Origin of the sequence: Sulfitobacter brevis (assembly GCF_900112755.1) — a bacterium.
Lineage (GTDB): Bacteria > Pseudomonadota > Alphaproteobacteria > Rhodobacterales > Rhodobacteraceae > Sulfitobacter > Sulfitobacter brevis.
This window is the reverse complement of record NZ_FOMW01000061.1, coordinates 1-1,918: the sequence shown is the minus strand read 5'-3', so window position 1 is coordinate 1,918 and position 1,918 is coordinate 1. Positions and strand designations below refer to the sequence as shown.

At 52.6% G+C, this 1,918-nt stretch carries 1 protein-coding gene; it reads right to left on the bottom strand.

Translation table 11 applies throughout. The features are described 5' to 3' along the window. Positions 1-119 precede the first annotated feature (119 nt). Positions 120-1,625 (bottom strand): Fic family protein, encoded by a 1,506-nt coding sequence (locus BM174_RS20685; RefSeq protein ID WP_177209576.1) that lies wholly within the window; start codon positions 1,623-1,625, stop codon positions 120-122. Positions 1,626-1,918: the final 293 nt, after the last annotated feature.

The window sequence follows — 1,918 nt, the reverse complement described above, 5'->3', positions numbered from 1 at the left end:
GCCAATCCGGCTTCGCGCAATTCGCCGCATTCGCTGGATAACTGTGTCCAACGGCGAGGCTAACTTCGGATCAGCGAAAACTTTGCGACACTGCCGTTTTGACAAATACATAGGTGACCTCAGGAAGCGTTGAAATTACTAAAAATATTCTCGACCCGCTCGACTTCGTGATCAGTCAGGGCTGCAAATTCCTTGCCACGCGCTCTCGCAGAGAGTTGACCGTCATTCTGCTGTAAAAAACGGAACAAGAGATCGACGGTGCGCGCAGGCATGTCGAACATGTCGTCTATGGCCGCGCGGAACTGGTCGTATCGACGGAGGAACTCAGTCTCATAGGGCAGGTCAACTTCGATTGTTTTTTGGACGCAGCTGTAAAGAAACGCAGCATGTGGCGTGGCATCAAAGAAGCGATAGAAATCACCTGTCTCATTTGTGACTTCGACATTGAATTTTTCAGTTGGTGTCCATTCGATGAACGGCAGCAGTCGTGCTGAATAGCTTTCGAGGACAGCACGATAATCGTCTATCCGTTCAAGAATTGCCGATGAGATCGGGAAAACGACACCTGGCGGGTTGAACCCGCGCTCGGCCAAAACATGGTGGAAGATGTATCGGTGCAGGCGCCCGTTCCCATCCTCAAACGGATGAATGTAGACAAAGCCAAACGCGAGCACAGCAGAGGCAATCACTGGATCGAGGGTCTGCCCACTCGTGCGGTCAAACGCGACCATGCCAGCAATCAAGTCGTCTAAATCTTCATGCCTGGCGCTTATGTGATCCGGGAGAGGCATCTGGCTTTCGCGATCATGCGATCCAACAAAGCCGCCTTCCTGTCGAAAGCCCAATTTTATGAAACGGTCATCCCCAATGACAATCTGTTGGAGACGGAGCAGTTCGTCTTGATCAAGGGCCTGTCGGCCTGCCTCGCCAATGGCGCGTCCCCAACGTTGAATGCGATCTTGGGGGGGGCGTTCGCCTTCAATGGCGTAACTGGATCGAGAGTCCTTCAGTAGCAAAAATGCGGCTGTACGCGCCAAAAGATCGCGGGGCACTTCGTTGACGATCTGTTGGGCTCTACGCGCAAGGTCCATCGCGCAGAAAGCTTCAAGCTCCGGCGTGCGAAACACCAGAGGACAGAAGTCTGGTGTCCCGGGCAGATTGTTCTTTATCCGATGCCGTGACGAGTTTGACTCGGTCGATCCGTATTGAAGACGGTCGTCCAGCACTTGGACGTAGCGTCCGCCAGTTGCGTCTTCCAGCCGGATCTGCGTTTGGACGAGCCATTCATAGAGAAACCAAATCCTTCGCGCGTAACTACCATTGGGTTCATCACTGACCCATGCGATGATTGGCTCATCGCCAAGAGCCTCAAACAAACGTTTGAGGATAGCGAGATCGAGCCCTTCATATTTTAGGGCGAATGTCAGGTGACCACGTAGTGAAGCCTGGGGTTCATGGCGCGGTGTCATGATGCGCCATTCATCGGAAATCACAATGCGGTGCCGGTCTCCGATCGCAGAGAGTTGGTGTGGGATAGGGACTGCGAGGGAGTAGGCGTCAATAAGCGCGCCATAGCCTGCGGGAATAGCGTTCTCTGGTAACCTTCGTTGATGAATTGTGTTCACGGGCCCTGAAAATTGAACCTCTGCCGCTTGAGCGCTGATTTTCGTTTCTCCTGCATGAATATCGTTACCAAAGGTAATCTGTCCTGAAAAACGTTACTAGCACATGAAATGTGTTTCTAAAACAGAAAAATCATGAAAAGAGTTACCTTGAAGGAAGAGCCAATGACGTCACTATACACCCGCATGCGCACCCACGGGGGCAGTGTCGCAAAGTTTTCGCTGATCCGAAGTTAGCCTCGCCGTTGGACACAGTTATCCAGCGAATGCGGCGAATTGCGCGAAGCCGGATTGGC